The sequence below is a fragment of the Actinomycetota bacterium genome (assembly GCA_004297305.1).
In the GTDB taxonomy this organism is placed as follows: Bacteria; Actinomycetota; Actinomycetes; order S36-B12; family FW305-bin1; genus FW305-bin1.
Map to the genome: position 1 here is coordinate 344951 of SCTR01000006.1, position 19338 is coordinate 364288.

Sequence of the window (19338 nt, forward strand, 5' to 3'; positions counted from 1 at the left end):
GCACGTCCTGACACCGCTGACGTGCGCGGCGCCGGCTACGACGTCGGCCCCACCGGACCCAGCAGCGGCAGCCACGGCGACAGGTCGGCCCGCTGGCCGCTGGCGCGGACCGCGCCGGAGTCGACCGCGGCCGCCCACGACAGGGCCCCGGTCGCCAGTCGCAGCCAGGTCACCGCGTCGGTCTCGACGACGGCCGGCGGCGTACCCCGGCGATGCCGCGTGCCAGGGATCGCCTGTGCGACGGCGTACGGCGGTATCCGCACCTCGACGCTGCCGCCGGGCGCGACGGCCACCAAGGCGTCCAGCGCCGACTTCACGGCCGCCTTCACCGTCGCCCGGTCGGCCGTACCGGCCAGCGTCGCGGCGACCGCGTCCGCCGGCGGGGGCAGCTGGCGGCCCGGGGGGACGCCGTCGCTCACGGCATGGCACGCCGGTCGAGGTCGACCTGCGTCCGCATCAGCATGGCGTGGGCGATCCCGATGCGGTCGGCGAACAGTCGGCGCCACCGATCGGTGAACGCGCGACGCTGGAACCGCAACGTCAGATCGGCGTACGTCGCGAGCTGGTGAGCCAGTTCCAGCGCCCGCGGCAGGAGCTCCGGCAGCGGCCAGATCTCGTTGACCACACCGAGGTGCCGGGCCTCGACGGCGGTGAGCCGGTGGCTGGTCAGCAGGAAGTAGGTCCCCCGGATCTGGCCGAGCAGTTCCAGCCACAGCACGTGGTTGCCGTCGGTCGCCGGCTCGCCGAGGCTGGGCGGCCACTCCGAGGTCGGATCGGTCGACCCCGGCAGGTAGCCGTCGCCGAACACGGTGGTGTCCGCGGCGAGCACGATGTCGGACAGCAACGGCACCTGGGAGTGGTAGAAGCACGGCCCGTTGACCGCGGCGATGACCGGTGCATCGATCTCCAGCAACGACCGGTAGATCCGCGGATGCCGGATGGTCGCCCGGTCATAGTCCAGCGCGCGGTCCAGCGGCTCGTCCCAGGAACTGTGCGCGGCGACGAACGAATCACCCGTTCCGGTGATCACCACCACCCGGTTACCCCGGTCCGCGGCGACGTCGCCGAAGGCGTGCGACCAGTCGTTGTGATGGGTCGAGCCGTACCGGACCGGACCGTCGTCGCTGTGCAGCCGGATCAGCAGCACGCCGTCGGCGGTGCGGGTGAAGGCGATCGTGGCGTAGGCGTCGAAGTACGCCGGACGCACCGGGTCGAGGCCGTGGGGATCGCTCGTCATGATCGGCTCCGCAGGAGGGTGGCCCGGGCGGGGGACACGTACAACAGGCTGGACAGTAGGGCGACGACGCCGACGATCCGCAGCGCCGTTTCGTAGGCACTCAGCGGCGGGACGACGGCTCCTGCCGGAGTGGCGATCGCGATGACCGCCGCCGTGCCCGCGGTCCCGATCGCCTGCCCCGTCATCCGGCAGATGAAGTTCATCCCGGCGGTGATCCCGCGCTGGGACGGATCCGAGATCGCCACGACATGGACGGCGAAGGCGGTGATGGCGAAGCCGAAGATCGCCGTACAGAGGCCGCCGGCGACGATCAGCGCCAGCACCGTCGAGTTCCACCAGGACGTCACGAGCAGACCGATGCCGCTGGCGATCAGGCTCACCCGGACGAGTGCGGTGGTGCGGTAGCGGCGGCCCAGCCGCCCGACGAGCACCGACCCGCTCATCTGGCCGAGGACACCCGGCAGCAGGAGCAGGGACGCGGCGAAGACGCCGAGGCCCAGCCCGTAGCCGGCGACCGCAGGGTCGGTCTGGGCGATGACGACCACCGACAGCAGCAGCGTGAACTGGCAGATCCCGAGGCAGATCGAGCCGAGATTCGCCGCCAGGACCTGCCGGCTGAAGAACACCGGCATGTCCACAATGGCGTCCGGTGTCGCGAAGCCGTGCAGGATCCAGGCCGCCAACCCACCGATGCCGACCGCGGCGCTGACCAGCGTCGGCCACGCCGACCAGCCCCACGTGCCGCCCTGGGACAGCGTCAGCAGCAGGCCACCGAGTCCCAGGGTCAGCAGGACACTTCCGGTGACGTCCAGCCGCCCGGTCGCCATAGGCGGCGCTGCCGGCACCGACCAGAAGGTCACCAGCAACGCCAGCAGCGCCAGCGCCGCCAGCACCCAGAAGACCGGCTGGATCCGGCCGGTGAGTTCGGTGATCCCGCCGCCGAGCAGCAATCCGCCGGACGCGCCCAGCGACAGCGACACCGTCACGAAGCTGATCGCGAACCGGGTGCGTCCCGGCGGCGCGATGTCCGCTGCGACGGCGATCCCGAGCGGGATCGCCGCGCAACCCGGCCCTTGCAGCAGCCGGGCGACCAGCAACACCGCGAAACTGTCGGTGGCCGCAGCAAGGGCGCAACCGACGAACGTCGAGGCCAGCGATACCAACAGCATCTGCCGTTTGCCGACCAGGTCGCCGAGGCGACCGAGCACCGGCGTGGCCACCGCACCGGCCAGCAGGGCGGCGGTCAGCACGAGATTCGCCGTACCGACCGAGACGCCGTACTGCTCACTGACCTGCGGGACCAACGGCAGCATCGCGGTGGTCAGCAGCGAGAAGTTCAGCGGGCCCAGGACCAGGCCGCACAAGGCGAGCACGAACGGCGCATCCGTGTGCCGCGTCGTGGTCATCCCGCTCCCGCCCGCACCCGCCCGCGACGCCTCCCGCGCCGGCTGGCTGCCGGGCTAATCAATACACCCTGAGTATCTGGAGCGTGGCGGCGGCGCTACGCCGTCGCGAGCGCGGCGGTCACCACCGGGGACTCCACCAGATGGTGCGCGGTCTGCGCCTGCAGGTAGTCCGCGGCACGCAGGACGGTCGCCTCGTCGAAGGGCCGGCCGGCCAGTTGCAGTCCCAGCGGCAGCCCGGAGTCGTTGCTCCCCATGGGAATCGACATCGCCGGGAATCCGAGCGCCGCCCAGTAGCGGGTGTTGCTCGGCGAGCCACCCATCGTCATCGTCGACGACGCGCTGATCGGGGGGCACGCCAGCTTGGCCGTCGGGCTCACCACGACGTCCACGTCGGCGAACAGCGCCGTCGCCTGCCGAATACCTTCCCGGCGGACCCGCTGGGCCTGCAGGTAGTCCGTGCCGTTCAGCTGGGCGGCCGTCGCCAGCGTCAGCCGGGCCGGCGCGCCGTAGTCCGCCCAGCGGGAGCGCAGATCCTCCTGGTGGTAGGTCGCGGACTCCGCCGCCATGCCGACGACGACCACGATGCCCAGCAGGTCGTACCACGGCAGCTCGACGTCGACCACGACCGCGCCGCCGGCCTGCAGGACCGCCAACGCGTCCTCGGCCAACTGCTGGACGGTCGGGTCGGAACCCTCGCGTGCCATGAGCCGGCGATCAACGCCCACCCGCAGCCCCTCGACGGACCCGGTCAAGGCCGCCACGTAGTCGACGTTCGCCGCCTTCGCGCTGCTGCGGTCGCTGGCGTCGTACCCGGCCAGCGCGGACAGCAGGATCGCGCAGTCGCGGGCCGAACGCGCCATCGGCCCGATGGTGTCGAAGGTCCACGCCATCGGGACCGAGCCGGACTTGGGCACCAGTCCGTACGTCGGGCGCAGACCGCTGATCCCGTTCCAGCCGGCCGGCATGCGGATACTGCCGCCGGTGTCGGTGCCCAGGCCGGCGAGGAACACGCCCGCCGCCACCCCCGACGCCGTCCCCGAGCTCGAACCCCCGGCCCACCGCTGCGGATCGAAGGCGTTGCGCGGGCTCGGAAAGCCCTTCGAGTCGTCCGGAGCACCCAACGCGAACTCCATCGTGGTGCTCTTGGCGACGATGATCCCGCCGGCCGCACGCAGCCGCGCGATGGCGACGGCGTCGCCCTGGGCCCCGAACGCCGGATCCAGGACCCGGCTCTGCGCGGTGGTCGGCAGCCCCGCTGTGGCGATGTTGTCCTTCACGCCCAACGGGATCCCCAGCAGCGGGCCGAGGTCGTCGCCGGCCGCCAGCGCCTCGTCGGCCACCGCCGCCGCGGCCAAGGCCGCCTCGTCGTCGCGCGCCAGGCAGATCCCGAGCATCGGGTCGAGCGCCGCCGAACGCCGTTGCACCGCCCGCATCAGGTCGACCGCGGACAACTCGCCGGCCCGCAGCGCGGCCGCGGCCGCCGTCACGGTCAGCGGCAACCCGTCGGCCTGCGATCGGGCACCGGCTGATGGGGCACTGCCGGCTGATGGGGCACTGCCGGCTGATGGGGCGCTGTCCGGTGACCTTCCGTCCGACCTGACCTGCTCTGACATGTCGTCCTCTCCTGTCGCTTCCAGCCGAACTCGCCGCGGTCGCTGTTTCGTTCAGCCGGCGACCGGCGGGGGATCGGCCGGGGTGAACACGGTCAGCGGGTCGTCCTCCCGCGGCAGCGGAGCGTCGTACAGCCGGTCGACCATCGCCCGGAAGGCCGGGTATCCGGCAGCCAGCGCCGCCTGCTCCTGCGGACTCGGTGACAACCCGGCAGACGCCAGCAGTGTCCGGACGGTGTCCAGGGCGTCGTTGTCCGGTACGTCGTTCATCAACGGTCCTTTCCTTCCGGCGAGCGCGAAGCCCGTAGCGGACGCAGCTGCTCCACGACGGCACAGCGGCCGGGCGCTGCCAATGCCTGGCGACCAGGTGCGCGCTGTCCGGCGAACCATCTCACAGCCCGCTGCGGTCGATCGGCGACGAGTCTGGGGCAGCGGAGCGGTCGAAGCAACACCGCCGTTGACCTTCGATGAAATCGCCGGTCCTAACCGAACAAACCCGGCAAGGTCCCTTCGTGGGCCGCCCGCAACTCGTCCAAACCGACGGTGAACTGCCCGGACAACTCCAGTACCTGCGACGATCCCCCACCCAGCCCGGAGTCGACCACACCGATGCGCTCGGCCGGCACCCCTCGGGCCGCGCACATGTCGGTGAAGCGCAGTTCTTCGCTGCGGGCCACCACCACGACAGCCCGCCCGGCGGATTCCGAGAAGAGGAACACGAACGGCTTGACGCCGTCGGGCACCCAGCAGCGGGCGCCGATCCCAGCCCGCAGCGCCATCTCGACCAGAGTCTGCGCCACACCACCGTCGGAGACGTCGTGGGCGGCGGTCAGCATCCCGTCGCGGCTGCCGGCCACGAGGATCTCCGCGAGGATACGTTCGCGCTGCAGGTCCACCGCCGGCGGCAAGCCGCCGAGATGACCATGGACCTCGTGCGCCCACTCCGACCCGCCGAACTCGTCGCGGGTGTCGCCGAGCAGGTAGATCAGCTCGCCGTCCGGGCCCCAGGCGATCGGCGTACGCCGTTCGACGTCGTCGATCACCCCGAGGACGCCCACCACCGGAGTCGGGTTGATCGCGACGTCGCCGGTCGAGTTGTAGAAACTCACGTTGCCGCCGGTCACCGGGATACCCAGCAGCTGGCAGCCGTCGGCCAGGCCACGGACGGCCTCACTGAACTGCCACATGACGCCGGGATCCTCCGGCGAGCCGAAGTTCAGGCAGTTGGTCACCGCCAGCGGGATCGCCCCGGTCGCCGCGACGTTGCGGTACGCCTCGGCCAGCGCCAGCTGGGCGCCGGCGTACGGGTCGAGCTTGGTGTAACGCCCGTTGCCGTCCGTCGCCAGCGCGACGCCGCGGCCGGTCTGCTCGTCCACCCGGACCATGCCGGCGTCCTCGGGCTGGGCCAGCACCGTGTTGCCCTGGACGTAACGGTCGTACTGCGAGGTGACCCAACTCTTGGACGCCTGGTTGGGGGCGGCCACCAGCTGCAACAACGTGTCCCGCAATGCCTCCGGCGTCTCGGGCCGTTTGAGGCTGGTCGGCGACGCCGCCTGCAGGTCGTCGAGGTAGTCGGGGCGCGCCAGCGGCCGTCGGTACACCGGTCCTTCGTGCGCGACGGTGCGCGGTGGTACGTCGACGATGCGTTCGCCGTACCAGTCCACGGTGAGCCGTCCGGTGTCGGTGACCTCACCGATGACGACGGCCTCCACGTCCCACCGGGCACAGGTCGAGAGGAACCGGTCGATGTGGGACGGGCTGACGACCGCGCACATGCGTTCCTGCGACTCGCTCATCAGGATCTCTTCGGGTCGCAACGTGGAGTCCCGCAACGGCACGCGGTCCAGCCACACGTGCATGCCGCCCTCGCCGTTGCTGGCCAGTTCGCTTGTCGCGCAGGAGATACCAGCGCCACCGAGGTCCTGGATGCCGAGGACCAGCCCGGCCCGCAGCACCTCCAGGGTGCATTCGATCAGCAGTTTCTCCATGAACGGATCGCCGACCTGCACGCTGGGCCGCTTCGCCGGACCGTCCTCGTCGAAGGTCTCGCTCGCCAGCACGCTGACCCCGCCGATGCCGTCGCCACCGGTGCGGGCGCCGTACAGCACCACCAGGTTCCCCACCCCGGTCGCCTTGGCCAGGTGGATGTCCGAGTGCCGCATCGCGCCGACGCAGAGGGCATTGACCAGCGGGTTTCCGGCGTACGAGGGGTCGAACACGACCTCGCCGCCGATGTTGGGCAGCCCCAGGCAGTTCCCGTAGCCCCCGACGCCGGCGACGATGCCGGGCAGTACCCGAGCGGTGTCCGGCGCGTCGGCCGGGCCGAACCGCAGCGGGTCCATCACGGCCAACGGCCGCGCGCCCATCGACAGGATGTCGCGCACGATCCCGCCGACGCCGGTGGCGGCACCCTGATAGGGCTCGACGTACGACGGATGATTGTGGCTTTCGACCTTGAACGTCACCGCCCAGCCGTCACCGATGTCGACCACGCCGGCGTTCTCACCGATGCCGACCAGCAGGGTGTCGGTCTGCGGTTTCTTCTGCCCGAACTGCGCCAGGTGGACCTTCGACGACTTGTACGAGCAGTGCTCGCTCCACATCACCGAATACATCGCCAGTTCGCTGCTGGTCGGCCGCCGGCCGAGAATTCGCCGGATGTCGGCGTACTCCTCGGGCCGCAGGCCGAGTTCGGCGTAGGGCTGCGCGACATCGGGTTCCCGCGCTGCGTCGGCGACGGTGTCCATCCCGGTCAGCTGTCCCTCCCCGGTCACCGCAGCACCAGGCTCTGCAACACGCTGGTGAAGAACGTCAGGCCGTCGGTGCCGGGGCCGGTCAACGCTTCGACCGCGTGTTCGGGATGCGGCATGAGGCCCACGACGTTGCCGGCGGCGTTGCGGATCCCGGCGATGTCGCGCCGGCTGCCGTTCGGGTTGGTGTCCAGGTAGCGCGCGACGACCAGTCCGTCGCCCTCCAACCGGTCCAGCGTCGCGTCGTCGGCCACATAGCCGCCCTCACCGTTCTTCAGCGGCACAACGATCTGCTGCCCTGCGGTGTAGCCCGAGGTCCAGGCGCTGTCCACCGACTCGATGCGCAGCCGTTGGTCACGGCAGACGAAATGCAGATGGTCGTTGCGGGTCAGCGCGCCGGGCAGCAAGTGAGCCTCGCAGAGGATCTGGAAGCCGTTGCAGATACCGAGCACAGGCATCCCCTGCGCAGCCCGCTCGATCACCGCACCCATCACCGGCGCGAACCGCGCGATCGCGCCGCACCGCAGGTAGTCGCCGTACGAGAACCCGCCGGGCAGGACCACCGCGTCGACGTCCGGCAGGTCGGCGTCGCCGTGCCACAGCCGCACGGCGTCCGCCCCCGCCAGCCGGACCGCACGCGCGGCGTCGCCGTCGTCCAGTGATCCTGGGAAGGTGACGACCCCGATCCTCACCGGCACAGCACCCGCCGTGGGCCAGGCTGGCAGGGACTCGTCACCAGTCGACAGTTCACCGGCCGACGGGTCACGGGCCGATGGGTCGGCGACGGACTCGACATCGGGTGGCTGGTCATCCGTCGACTCGGACGGCGTAGTCCTCGATGACGGGATTGGCCAGCAGCGTCTCGGCGAGCCGGCGCAGCTCGGCCAGCCGCGCGTCGTCGACGACGCCGTCGACCTCGATCTCGAAACGTTTACCCTGCCGGACCGCCGAGACGCCGCGCAATCCCAGTCGACCCAGCGCGCCCAGCACGGCTCTGCCCTGCGGATCGAGGATCTCCGGCTTGAGCATGACGTCGACGACGACGCGGGCCACGGGCACTCCGAGGTCGGGTGGATCGGACTGTCGGATCGATCGGACCGAGCCGGGAATCCCGCCAGGGGAGACCCGGCAGCAAGCCGGGCGAGTCCGGCAGAGTCTACCGAGCCACGGTGCGGCAGCCGACGAGTCCGGGACAGCCCGGGGTCAGCCCATCGTGGCGGCGTCGATGACGAAGCGGTACCGCACGTCGCTGGCCACCACCCGGTCGTACGCCGCGTCGATCTGGTCGGCCGAGATGACCTCCACCTGGGCACCGAGCCCGTGGGCCGCGCAGAAGTCGAGCATCTCCTGGGTCTCCGGCAGGCCGCCGATCGGCGAGGCGGCGAACGTACGCCGGCCGTTGAAAAGGGAGGAGATCTTCAGCGAGACCGGCTCGCTGGGCGCCCCGACGTTGATCAGCGCGCCGTCGACGTCCAGCAGCGACAGATACGCGTCGACGTCGAAGGCCACCGACACGGTGTTGAGAATCAGGTCGAAGCTGCGGCGCAACTCGCCGAAGGTCGCCGGGTCGCTCGTGGCGCGGAAGTCCCGGGCGCCGAAGCTGCGGCCGTCGGCCTGCTTGGACAGCGTCTGGCTCAGCACCGTCACGTCGGCACCCAACGCGCTGGCGATCTTCACCGCCATATGGCCGAGGCCGCCCATCCCCACGATCGCCACCCGCTTGCCCGGACCGGCGCCCCAGTGCCGCAGCGGCGAGTAGACCGTGATCCCCGCGCACAGCAACGGAGCGGCCTCCGCCGACGAGATCCCTTCCGGCACACCGACAACGAAAGCCTCGTCGACGACGATGTGCGTGCTGTATCCCCCGGCCGTCGGCCGGCCGTCCTTGCCGACGCCGCTGTATGTGCCGACCCGCCGCCGGCAGAACTGCTCTTCGCCCTTGAGGCAGTAGTCGCAGGTCCGGCAGGACTCGACCAGACAGCCCACGCCGACGCGGTCCCCGATGCGGTGCCGGGTGACGTCCGAGCCGACCTCCCGCACCGTCCCGACGATCTCGTGCCCGGGAACGATGGGGAACCGCGTACCGCCCCACTCGTCACGAGCGGTGTGGATGTCGGAGTGGCAGATGCCGCAGTGGCTGATCTCGATCAGCACGTCGCCCGGTCCGGGCTCCCGACGCTCGATCACGGTCTTGGCGAACGGTGAGGTGGCCGAGGCGACGGCGTACGCGGTGACATCCACGGCGTGGATCCTTACCCATGACCGAGCCGAAGTCCACGGCTGCGGACTTCGGCAACGGTGCCGTCGTGGTCAGGCCAGTGCCGCTGCCCCGACGGACTTCGCCTGCTGCCACGCCGACCAGGCGGTGGCGACCATCGAGGTGAGGTCGTGTTCGGCGGCCCAGTCCAGGTCGCGCTGCGCGGCTGCCGGCGAGCACACGATCCGGGCCGGGTCGCCGGGGCGGCGGGGCCCGACCGACCACTGGAACGGCACCCCGGTCACCGACCGGACGGCCGACAGGATCTGCTTCACGCTGGTCCCCTCACCGCGGCCCAGGCAGTAGACCGGCGAGGGCGCGGACCCGGCTTCGAGCACCCGGGCCGCCGCCACGTGGGCGGACGCCACGTCTGCCACGTGGATGTAGTCGCGGACGCAGGTGCCGTCCTCGGTCGGGTAGTCGTCGCCGTGGATCGTCGGCTCCCGACCGTCGTCGACGGCCTTCATCACCAGCGGGAACAGGTTGTGCGGCGACACGTCGAACACCGCCGGGTCGCCGGACCCGACGACGTTGAAGTACCGCAGCGAGACGTGCCGCAGCGGCGTACCGCCGGCCAGCTCGCGGGCCCGGGCGGCGTCCCGGACGAGCCATTCACCGATCAGCTTGGACTCGCCGTACGGCGACTCCGGCCGGGTCGGCGTCGCCTCGGTGACGAGGTCGACGTCCGGCGTCCCGTAGGTCGCCGCGGACGAGGAGAACACGATCCGGTCGACCCCGGCGGTCGCCATCGCCTCCAGCAGCAGCCGGGTGCCCTCCACGTTGGCGTGGTAGCACGCGAACGGCGTACTCACCGATACCCCGGCGTACTTGAAACCTGCCAGGTGCACCACGCCGTCGACGTCACCGGATCCCAGCGCGGCCCGCAGCGCCGCCGGGTCGGTGATCGAGCCCTCGACCACTCGCACGCCCTCGGGCACGAACGCCAGCCGGCCGGTCGAAAGGTCGTCGAGGACGACGACGTCGCGGCCGTCGGCCAGCAGCGCCCGGGCGACGTGAGAGCCGATGTACCCGGCGCCGCCGGTGACCACCCAACTCATGAGAACGCCTCTCCGGTCAGTCGTTCGTACGCCTGCAGGTAGCGCTGCCGGGTTCGTTCCACCACCTCGTCGGGCAACGGTGGCGGCGGCGTACCGGAGTCGCGGTCCCAACCAGCGGCCGGGGAGGTGAGCCAATCACGGACGTACTGCTTGTCGTAGGACGGCTGGGGCCGGCCGGGTGACCACTGCTCGGCCGGCCAGAACCGTGACGAGTCCGGGGTGAGCACCTCGTCACCGAGGACCAGCGTGCCGGCCAGCCGGCCGTGCTGGGCGAAGCCGAACTCCAGCTTGGTGTCGGCCAGGACGATCCCGCGTTCGCCGGCGATCGCCTCGGCGCGCCGGTACACCGCCAGGGTCAGTCGCTTCAGTTCTTGCGCCTCGTCCTGACCGACCAGCGCGACGACCTCGTCGAAGGTGATGTTCTCGTCGTGTTCGCCCACGGCCGCCTTGGTCGCCGGGGTGAAGATCGGCTTGGGCAGCTGGGAGCCGTCCTGCAGGCCCGGTGGCAGGCCGACGCCGCAGATGCTGCCGGTCTGCCGGTACGCCGCCAGCCCGGAACCGGCCAGATAGCCGCGGGCGACGCACTCCACCGGCAGCATGTCGAGGCGAGCGCAGACCAGGGCCCGGCCGGCGACGGAATCCGGGACCTGCGCCGACACGACGTGATTCGGCACGAGGTCGGCCAGCTGCGAGAACCACCAGAGGCTCAGCCGCGTCAGGATCGCGCCCTTGTCCGGGATCAACGTCGGCAGTACCCAGTCGTACGCCGAGATCCGGTCACTGGCAACGACAAGCAGCCGGTCGTCGGGGGCCCGGAACAGGTCGCGAACCTTGCCGGAGTACACGTGCTCGTAGCCGTCGGGCAACGCGGGAAGGTCTGAAACAGGGGCAGCCACGACGCAGACCCTAGGGCCAGCGCATCGGTCAGCGGTTCTTAGCCGGTCAGGCCCTTGGCCGGTCAGGCCTTTAGCCGGTCAGGGTCCCTTCGCCGGCCAAGACGCTGGGCTGGCCACGACGCTGCGCCGGCCAGGGTCCTGCGGCGGAGGTCAGAGGATCGCGCGCGGGGTGTACTGCGCCGCGGCCGGATGAGCGTCACGAACCTCGGCGACCCGCGCCACCACGGCGGCGACCTGGTCCCGCGCGGCGCCGGTGAACTCCAGCGGGGCGCTGGTGACCACGGCCAGGTCGTCGCGCGACAGCCCCAGCCGGGGATCCGCGGCCAGCCGGTCGAGCAGATCGTTGTGGGCCAAGCCCTTCTCCCGCATCGCCAGCGCGACGGCCACCGCATGCTCCTTGATCGCCTCGTGCGCGACCTCCCGCCCGACGCCGCGGCGTACCGCGGCCATCAGCACCTTCGTGGTGGTGAGGAAGGGCAGGTAACGCTCGAGTTCGCGGTCGATGACAGCGCCGAACGCGCCGAACTCGGCCAACACCGTGAGAAACGTCTCGAACAAGCCGTCTGCAGCGAAGAACGAGTCCGGCAGGGCGACGCGCCGCACCACCGAGCAGGAGACGTCGCCCTCGTTCCACTGGTCGCCGGCCAACTGGGCGGTCATCGCGGCATACCCGCGCAGCAGGACGGCGAAGCCGTTGATCCGTTCGCAGGACCGGGTGTTCATCTTGTGCGGCATCGCGCTGGACCCGACCTGGCCTGGCGCGAAACCTTCCGTCACCAGTTCGTGGCCGGCCATCAGTCTGATCGTGAGGGCCAGGCTGGACGGCGCCGCGGCTACCTGCACCAAGGCGGAGACGACGTCGTGGTCCAGCGACCGCGGATACACCTGGCCGACGCTGGTCAGCACGTGGCGGAAACCCAGGTGGCCGGCCACCCGTCCTTCGAGCTCGACGAGCCGGCCGAGGTCGCCGCCGAACAGGTCGAGCATGTCCTGTGCGGTCCCCACCGGACCCTTGATGCCGCGCAACGGATAGCGCTCGATGAGGTCGGCGAGCCGGTGGTAGGCGACGAGCAGTTCGTCGGCGGCGGAGGCGAACCGCTTGCCCAAAGTGGTCGTCTGCGCCGCCACGTTGTGCGAACGACCGGTGAGGGGCTGCTCGTCGTATCGCATCGCCAGCTCCGCCAAGCGGACCAGCGTGGCGACGACCTTGTCGCGGATCAGCTCGAGGGAGGCGCGGACCTGCAACTGCTCGACGTTCTCGGTGAGGTCGCGGCTGGTCATGCCCTTGTGCACGTGTTCGTGGCCGGCGAGCGCGTTGAACTCCTCGATACGCGCCTTCACGTCGTGCCGGGTGACCCGCTCCCGGGCGGCGATGCTCGGCAGGTCCACGTGCTCGACGACCCGCTGATAGTCCTCGATGACGCCGTCGGCCACCTCGACGTCCAGGTCGCGCTGCGCGGCCAGCACCGCCAGCCACAACCGCCGCTCCAGGACGACCTTGTGATCCGGCGACCACAGCAGCGCCATCGGCTCACTGGCGTATCGGGTGGCGAGGACGTCGGGGATGGCGGGTTGGCTCACCGGACGATTGTCCCGCATCCGCCCACCGGCCGGCGCCGCCGCTGGCACCATCGCCCTGTGCCCGACACGAACGCCCAGCCGGCCCAGACCATCTCCTATCCCGCGCCCTCCTACGACCAGCCGTCCGATACCTCGCCGCCGCCCGCCTCGTCTCCGCGGCACCGACGCGACGGGTCCGAGCCGCTGGATCCCCACGTCATCGTCCTGTTCGGCGCCACCGGCGACCTCGCCCGGCGCAAACTGCTGCCGGGCCTGTCCCACCTCGCTGCTTCGTCACTGGCACCGGACTTCCGCGTGATCGGCAGCTCGCTGGACGACCTCGACGACGACAGCTTCCGCGCGTTCGCCGCCGATGCGGTGCGGGAGTTCGCTTTGCACAAGCTCGGTCCCGACCAGTGGGAGGCCTTCGCCAGCCGGCTGTCCTTCGTCCCGCAGCACGCCGGCCCGCAGGCCCTGGCCGCCGCCGTCGCCGACGCCGAGACGGCGCTCGGACCGACGGCCCGCCGGCTGCACTACCTCAGCGTCCCGCCGCGCGCCGCACTCGCGGTGATCGCGATGCTGCGCGACGCCCACCTCGTCGACCGCGCACGCGTGGTGATGGAGAAGCCGTTCGGTGAGGATCTGGCCAGCGCCATCGCGCTGAACGACCAGGTGCACGAGACGTTCCGTGAGTCACAGATCTTCCGCATCGACCACTTCCTCGGGAAGGAAGCCGCGCAGAACATCCTGGCGTTCCGCTTCGCCAACGGCCTGTTCGAGCCGATCTGGAACCGGAACTTCATCGACCACGTGCAGATCGACATACCCGAGACGCTCGGACTCGACCGGCGAGCCGCGTTCTACGAGGCGACCGGCGCCTACAAGGACATGGTCGTCACTCATCTGCTGCAGGTCCTGGCATTCGTCGCCATGGAGCCGCCGACGGCGCTGGAGCCGCGGGCCATCAGCGAAGAGAAGAACAAGGTGTTCCGCTCGATGCTGCCGATCGACCCCGCCCGGGTCGTACGCGGGCAGTACACCGGATACCGCGACGAGGAGGGGGTCGCACGCGACTCCGACACCGAGACCTTCATCGCGTTGCGCTGCGGCATCGACAACTGGCGATGGGCCGGCGTTCCGTTCTACCTGCGCACCGGCAAGCGCATGGCCGAGGGCATGCGGATCATCTCGATCGCCTTCAAGGAGGCGCCCCGCACGATGTTCCCGCAGAACTCCGGCGTCGGGGCGGCCGGGCCGGACCACCTGACCTTCGACCTGGCGGACTCGTCGAAGGTCTCCTTGTCGTTCTATGGCAAACGGCCCGGGCCGGGGATGAAACTCGACAAACTCTCGATGCAGTTCTCGTCGCACGAGACCGAGCACGCCGACGACTTCCTCGAGGCGTACGAACGGCTGATCCTCGATGCCATGCGCGGTGACCACACGCTGTTCACCACCGCGGAGGGCATCGAGAGCCTCTGGGAGCGGTCAGCCCCGCTGCTGGAGTATCCGCCGCCGGTGAAGCCCTACGCCCCGGGAACCTGGGGGCCGAACGCGATCCATCAGCTCGTCGCGCCCCACGCCTGGCGACTGCCGTTCGAGCGAGGCTGGCGCGAGAGCCGGTAGCACCGCGGCCGTCAGCCCCGCGATGCCGGCAGGTCGTCACTTCGCCGTGCCACCGCAAAGGTCCACAAGCCCGTCCCGTTGTCAGCCCTAGCGGTGGCACGGCGGGCTGTGGACGGCCGTCACCGTAACCAACCGAGGTTGGCGATGATCCGGCGGTGCCAACACCGCCGCTGACCGCCCCTCGTCCGCATTCGGCCCCCTGTTCGCGCCCTGCCCTGCTGCCAAACAGCCGTCCGCGGCTCACCGCGCCGCCAAGCCTCAGTTCCCGTCCGACGCGGTCCACCGCGCCCAAGTCACTCGGCAACCACCGAAACTCACCGCCCTGCAACAAGCCTGGGCTCGATGCGGGCTGCGGACCATCGTGAGCGGCGACTGGCGCGGCCAGCAGATCTCGCCGGGCCTGGCAAATGAAGCTCCCGCGCCCGACAAGGCCTCCTCCGCCGCGCGGCGAGGGCGGGCCGGCACCGCGGCGACCGCCGCAATCCTGCGGGACCGCTTCGGTCCCGAGCCGTTCACGACCGCCGAAGCGTTGGCCACGGTATCCCGCGGTCGATGGCGGGCAGCCGTGGCCGCCGGGAGGGTCGACCGGGTGCGGCGCGGCCACTGGATTGTTTCGAAGGTTCCCGCCGTGCCACCGCACGGGCTGCTACTAGCCGATTCCGACGAACCGTTGCGGTGGCATGGCGGACAGCAGACTGTCACGGTACGGAGGGTCGCCCTGGAGGTAGCCCGATTCGCGGCGGACGGTGTCCCGGCGACCGCCGCCCTCGAGACAGCGGCGCACCTGCACGGGATTCCCACCGTGGGCCACGACCACGCTGGCGCCAATCGCGTCACGTTGTTCGTGCCCCGACATGCCGACGTACGGCGTGGTGCGCGGTCCGACCTGCTGGTGCGGGCCACGAATCTCCCGCGGCGACAGCGCGATACCCGCCTGGGTGTGCCGACGACGTCGTTGTTGCGCACCGCCGTCGATCTCGCTCGCGGCCAGCCCCTGCCCTCGGCACTGGTACCGCTGGATGCTGCACTACGGCAATGGATCCTGCGGCTTTCCGACAGCCAGAGGGGGAGCGCCAATTCGGCGCTCGAGGCCGCGTCCGTGCCGCGGGCCCGGGCCACGGACGAGCTGGCGGCCATCATTGCGACGATGGCCCGACTGCCGGGCATCCGTGCTGTACGAAGGGCCGCCGAGGACGTCGATCCGAAGGCTGAGACTCCCCTGGAATCCCTGTCGCGCGGCAGGTTTCTCGCGGCTGGCTTGCCACGCCCTGTGGCGCAGCTCGCCGTCCACGGCGACGACGGCCGCACCTACCGCTCAGATCTCGGCTGGCCGCAATACCGGGTGCTCGGCGAGGCGGACGGCGCGCTCAAGTACGTCGATCGAGCAGATCTGTTGCGCGAGAAGGAACGCGAGGACTCCCTGCGCCGCGCCGGCTGGATCGTCGTTCGCTGGACATGGGACGAGATTTTGCGTCGCCCTGAGGTCGTCGTCCGCCGCATCCTCGCGGCGTTGAACAGCTACCTGACGGCACAGCCCTTGCGGAGCCACCGCAAGGGCTGACAAGCCGGTCTCGTTGTGAGCCCTTGCGGTGGCACGGCGGACATGGGACGAGCTGGCGACGTGCCGGGACAGCCGGCGAGCACAGGTAACCAGGCTCCATCGGGACCGTCCCTCATCACCCGACGGCGCTACGGGATGGTGATCTCGTCGCGGGAGGCGCGGGCGGCGATGTCGGTGCGGTAGACCGCGCCCGGCAGGTCGAGTTTCGCCACTGCGTCGTAGGCCCGCTGCCGCGCCGTCGCGAGATCGGGCCCGATGGCGGTGACCGACAGCACACGGCCGCCGCTGGACACCACCGATCCATCAGGCCCGGCGGCCGTACCAGCGTGCAACACCGTCACCCCGTCGACGGCGGCGGCCGCGTCCAACCCCGTGATCGGGTCGCCGGTCCGCGGCGTCCCGGGGTACCCGGCAGCGGCCACCACGACCGTGACGGCGGCCGCGTCGCGCCACAGCAACGGCTCCACCTGGTCCAGCCGACCGGTCGCGGCGGCGTACAGCAGGCCGCTCAGCGGCGTGCGCAGCAACGCGAGCACGGCCTGGGTCTCCGGGTCGCCGAACCGGACGTTGAACTCCACCACCCGCAGCCCACGGGACGTCAGGGCGAGGCCGGCGTACAGCAGGCCCGCGAACGGCGTCCCCCGCCGCCGTAGTTCGTCGACGGTCGGCTGCAGCACGCGGTCGGTGACCGTCGCCACCAGATCTTGGGGCGCCCAAGGCAACGGCGCGTAGGCACCCATCCCCCCGGTGTTCGGTCCGCTGTCGCCGTCGCCGACCCGCTTGAAGTCCTGGGCCGGCACCAGCGGGACGACCGTCGTCCCGTCGCAGATCGCGAACAGCGACACCTCGGGCCCGTCGAGGTACTCCTCCACCACCACCGTGCCGCCGCCGTCGACGCAGGCGACGCCGTGCGCCAGCGCTGCCGCGCGGTCGGTGGTCACCACGACGCCCTTCCCGGCAGCGAGGCCGTCGTCCTTGACGACGTACGGCGGCCCGAAGGCGTCCAGCGCCACGGCGATCTCGGCCGGATCCGTGCACACGTGCGCCATCGCCGTCGGCACCCCCGCGGCCGCCATCACCTGCTTGGCGAAGGCCTTGCTGCCTTCCAGCGCCGCCGCCGGAGCGCTGGGTCCGAAACACGCGATGCCCTGCGCGCGTACGGCATCGGCCGCCCCCGCGACCAGCGGCACCTCAGGCCCGATGACGACGAGGTCGGCCCCCTCCGCCGCTGCGAGGTCGGCGACGGCCGTGGCCGAGGTGACGTCGAGCGGGCGGGTCGGCACCTGCGCGGCGATCCCGGCGTTGCCCGGGGCCACGACGATCTGCGGGCCCTCGTCATCGGCCAGCAGGGCATGGACCAGAGCATGTTCGCGGCCACCGGACCCGACGACGAGGACCTTCACGGCCGGTGAGCCTAGGGGACGCGCTCAGCCGGTGTAGTAGCCGTCGAGCAACCCGAGGACCTCGTCCAGCACGCCGAGGCCCTCCCGCACCTGGTCGTCGGTCACGATGCACGGCGGTACGACGTGCATCCGGTTGCCGTTGGTGAACGGCAAGACCCCCCGCTGCAGGCAACCGGCGACGAGTTCGGCCATCGCCGGCGAGGTCCCGCCGTACGGCGCCAACGGCTCGCGGGTCGCGCGATCGGTGACCAGTTCGATCCCCCAGAACACGCCGAGCCCTCGGACCTCACCGATCACCGGGTGCCGTTCGGCAAGGGCCCGAAGACCGGGACCGAGGACGTCGGTGCCGATCCGGGCGGCGTTGCCGACCATCCCTTCGTCGCGCATCGCGTCGATGGTCGCCACGGCGGCCGCGCAGGCCAGCGGATGCCCGGAGTACGTCAGGCCACCGGGAAACACCCTGTCCCGGAACGTGTCGTAGATCTCGTCGGACACGATGACGCCGCCCAGCGGCACGTAGCCGGAGTTGACCCCCTTGGCGAACACGATCAGATCGGGGTCGATGCCGGCGTGCTCGTAGGCGAACCACGCGCCGGTGCGGCCGAAACCGGCCATCACCTCGTCGGCGATGTACACGATGCCGTGCTCGGCGCACAGGGCCTTGACCCCGGCGAGGTAGCCCGGCGGTGGGACCAGGATGCCGCCGGTCCCGACGACGCTCTCCAGGATCACCGCGGCGATCGTGTCCGGTCCCTCCAGGGCGATCACTCCGGCGAGGTGCTCCAGGGCGCGCTGCCCCTCCTGCTCGACCGAGGTGGACCAGAACGGGGTGCGGTAGGGGTAAGGGCCGAAGAAGTGGACGTGGCCGACGGCGTACTCGTTCTGCCAGCGGCGCGGATCGCCCGTCGCCGCGATCGCCGCACCGGTGTTGCCGTGGTAGCTGCGGTAGCTGCTGAGAATCTTGCGCCGACCGGTATGCAGGCGAGCCATCCGGATCGCGTTCTCGACCGCGTCCGCCCCACCGTTGGTGAAGAACACGTGATCGTGCCCGGGCGGAGCCAGGGCACTGATCCGCGCTGCCGCCTCACCGCGGGCAGTGGTCGCATGCTGCGGCGCCACAGTCGCCAGCAGACCGGCCTGCCGCTGGATCGCCGCGACGACCTTGGGGTGCTGATGACCGACGTTGGTATTGACCAGCTGACTGGACAGGTCGAGGTAGCGCTTACCGTCGAAATCCCAGACGTAGCACCCCTGCGACCGGGCGATCTGGAACGGATTGAGCCCGCCCTGCGCCGACCACGAGTGCATGACGTGCGCTCGGTCCAGATCGTGAACCCGCGCACCCTCAGGATCCGGTGTCACCGTCGGCCCGGGGTCATGACGCTTCGCCAGCAGGGCGCATCACAGGTCATCGCTCATCACAGGCCATGGGTAGCCGAGTAGGGATGCCCGACCTTACGGCGTCGTGGGCCCCACATATCCCGGCGGGGTCCGCCCGGGCGGGAAGAGATCGTGGTAGTACTCCCCGCGCGGAAACTCCAGATTCAGCAGTTCCAGGTACCCGAACGGCGTCTTGTGGAACGCAGCCGGCGGCGGGGTGGTCGGGCCGGCGTCCTGCAACCATGCCCAACCGCAGTCGTTCACCTCGCGCGAGCGGGTCACCAGGTCGTCGACCCAGTAGCCGATGTGGTGGAACCGCGGAGTGTCGCCGCCCTCCAGGATCGTGCCGGGAATGCCCTCGAAGAGCTCGATCGACGGCGCTCCCTTCGAGTGCACGTAGGTCGTCGTGTGCTCGTGCTCGACACCGTGCTGATCCTTCAACCGGATCGGCGCCACCCGGACCTCGCGCCACTGCAGGCCCAGGACAGTGCTGAACTCCTCCATCCACACCGCGACATCCGGTACGACGAAGGCCGTGTGGTGCGGGGCCATGACGCGTGGTTCTGTCGACACTGACATTCTCCGTTGGCACTC

General features: G+C 70.7%; 17 protein-coding genes. 2 read left to right on the forward strand and 15 right to left on the reverse strand.

The window, feature by feature from the left end; all coding sequences use genetic code 11:
• Positions 1-35: 35 nt before the first annotated feature.
• The 12 genes from EPO13_04495 to EPO13_04550 all read right to left on the reverse strand — a co-directional run bounded on the left by EPO13_04495 (position 36) and on the right by EPO13_04550 (position 12813).
• Positions 36-389, reverse strand: coding sequence for a hypothetical protein (locus tag EPO13_04495; protein TAK70464.1), 354 nt, complete (start codon positions 387-389; stop codon positions 36-38).
• A 26-nt stretch (positions 390-415) separates the two neighbouring features.
• Positions 416-1237, reverse strand: coding sequence for an enoyl-CoA hydratase/isomerase family protein (locus EPO13_04500; GenBank protein ID TAK70220.1), 822 nt, complete (start codon positions 1235-1237; stop codon positions 416-418).
• A complete protein-coding gene (locus tag EPO13_04505; protein TAK70221.1) occupies positions 1234-2643 on the reverse strand; it encodes an MFS transporter in 1410 nt (469 codons plus the stop codon). The genes EPO13_04500 and EPO13_04505 overlap by 4 nt, the downstream gene beginning before the upstream one ends.
• A gap of 95 nt (positions 2644-2738) precedes the next feature.
• Entirely contained in the window at positions 2739-4142 is a 1404-nt protein-coding gene (locus EPO13_04510) for an amidase (GenBank protein ID TAK70222.1), read from the reverse strand.
• Between the two features lie 165 nt (positions 4143-4307).
• Complete coding sequence (locus EPO13_04515; GenBank protein ID TAK70223.1) at positions 4308-4523, reverse strand: hypothetical protein; 216 nt, start codon at positions 4521-4523, stop codon at positions 4308-4310.
• A 212-nt stretch (positions 4524-4735) separates the two neighbouring features.
• Positions 4736-7000: a phosphoribosylformylglycinamidine synthase subunit PurL gene (gene purL, locus EPO13_04520; GenBank protein TAK70465.1), complete on the reverse strand. Its 2265-nt coding sequence runs from the start codon at positions 6998-7000 to the stop codon at positions 4736-4738.
• A gap of 23 nt (positions 7001-7023) precedes the next feature.
• Positions 7024-7701 carry a phosphoribosylformylglycinamidine synthase subunit PurQ gene (purQ, locus tag EPO13_04525; protein ID TAK70224.1) on the reverse strand — a complete coding sequence of 226 codons (678 nt, stop codon included), beginning with the start codon at positions 7699-7701 and terminating at the stop codon, positions 7024-7026.
• Between the two features lie 109 nt (positions 7702-7810).
• Positions 7811-8056 carry a phosphoribosylformylglycinamidine synthase subunit PurS gene (gene purS, locus EPO13_04530; GenBank protein ID TAK70225.1) on the reverse strand — a complete coding sequence of 82 codons (246 nt, stop codon included), beginning with the start codon at positions 8054-8056 and terminating at the stop codon, positions 7811-7813.
• Between the two features lie 150 nt (positions 8057-8206).
• Positions 8207-9244, reverse strand: a complete 1038-nt coding sequence (locus EPO13_04535; GenBank protein ID TAK70226.1) for an NAD(P)-dependent alcohol dehydrogenase — start codon at positions 9242-9244, stop codon at positions 8207-8209.
• 69 nt (positions 9245-9313) lie between these two features.
• Entirely contained in the window at positions 9314-10318 is a 1005-nt protein-coding gene (gene galE / locus EPO13_04540; protein ID TAK70227.1) for a UDP-glucose 4-epimerase GalE, read from the reverse strand.
• Positions 10315-11214: a phosphoribosylaminoimidazolesuccinocarboxamide synthase gene (locus EPO13_04545; GenBank protein TAK70228.1), complete on the reverse strand. Its 900-nt coding sequence runs from the start codon at positions 11212-11214 to the stop codon at positions 10315-10317. Before EPO13_04545 ends, galE begins: the two co-directional genes overlap by 4 nt.
• Positions 11215-11364: 150 nt before the next feature.
• On the reverse strand, positions 11365-12813 hold the full coding sequence (locus EPO13_04550) for an adenylosuccinate lyase (GenBank protein TAK70229.1): 1449 nt from the start codon (positions 12811-12813) through the stop codon (positions 11365-11367).
• Positions 12814-12885: 72 nt separating this feature from the next.
• Between EPO13_04550 and zwf the strand changes: the two genes are divergently transcribed.
• Together zwf and EPO13_04560 are read left to right on the forward strand one after the other, a co-directional pair.
• Positions 12886-14400, forward strand: a complete 1515-nt coding sequence (gene zwf, locus EPO13_04555; GenBank protein ID TAK70466.1) for a glucose-6-phosphate dehydrogenase — start codon at positions 12886-12888, stop codon at positions 14398-14400.
• A gap of 802 nt (positions 14401-15202) precedes the next feature.
• Positions 15203-15961, forward strand: coding sequence for a DUF559 domain-containing protein (locus EPO13_04560; GenBank protein ID TAK70230.1), 759 nt, complete (start codon positions 15203-15205; stop codon positions 15959-15961).
• A gap of 128 nt (positions 15962-16089) precedes the next feature.
• Here EPO13_04560 and purD read toward each other — a convergent pair whose 3' ends face one another.
• The 3 genes from purD to EPO13_04575 form a co-directional block, all read right to left on the reverse strand.
• On the reverse strand, positions 16090-17364 hold the full coding sequence (gene purD, locus EPO13_04565; GenBank protein TAK70231.1) for a phosphoribosylamine--glycine ligase: 1275 nt from the start codon (positions 17362-17364) through the stop codon (positions 16090-16092).
• 24 nt (positions 17365-17388) lie between these two features.
• Positions 17389-18672, reverse strand: coding sequence for an aspartate aminotransferase family protein (locus tag EPO13_04570; GenBank protein ID TAK70467.1), 1284 nt, complete (start codon positions 18670-18672; stop codon positions 17389-17391).
• Positions 18673-18819: 147 nt separating this feature from the next.
• A complete protein-coding gene (locus EPO13_04575) occupies positions 18820-19323 on the reverse strand; it encodes a hypothetical protein (GenBank protein ID TAK70232.1) in 504 nt (167 codons plus the stop codon).
• Positions 19324-19338: the final 15 nt, after the last annotated feature.